At 48.1% G+C, this 513-nt stretch carries 1 protein-coding gene; it reads left to right on the top strand.

Going from position 1 to position 513, the window contains the following annotated elements; translation table 11 throughout:
• A partial coding sequence (locus GFC01_RS17930) for an AMP-binding protein (RefSeq protein WP_152948493.1) occupies positions 1-513 on the top strand: 513 nt, incomplete at both ends.

The following is a 513-nucleotide window of genomic DNA, read 5'->3' as shown; positions in this document are numbered from 1 at the left end:
GTTCCCGACGTGGATCGCCGGCGCAGAGCTGCACATTATCGACGAAGCGATTCGCCTCGATATGATCAAGCTCAATGCTTATTTCAATGAAAAAGGCATCACCATTTCCTTCCTGCCAACGCAGTTATGCGAGCAGTTTATGTCAATGGACAACCATTCTCTGCGTTATTTACTAACAGGCGGAGACAAGCTGAAACAGGTAAAGCCGGTTCCATACAAACTAGTGAATAACTACGGTCCAACTGAAAATACAGTCGTAGCGACAAGCGGAGTCATCGATCCAGAACAAGGCACGATTCCGATAGGAACAGCCATTGCCAATACACGTTTTTACATCATGGGTTCTTTATACGACCTGTCGCCGCCAGGCGTACCCGGTGAGCTCGTCATTGCAGGAAAAGGGCTAGCTAGAGGCTACTGGAATCTTCCAGAAGAAACAGACAAACGATTTGTCCCAGATCCATTTTATCCAGGCGAGCGCATGTACCGCACAGGCGATTTAGTGAAATGGAC

This window comes from Desulfofundulus thermobenzoicus, from assembly GCF_009428905.1.
Taxonomy (GTDB): Bacteria; Bacillota; Desulfotomaculia; order Desulfotomaculales; family Desulfovirgulaceae; genus Desulfofundulus_A; species Desulfofundulus_A thermobenzoicus.
This window is presented reverse-complemented; position numbering and strand designations above follow the sequence as displayed.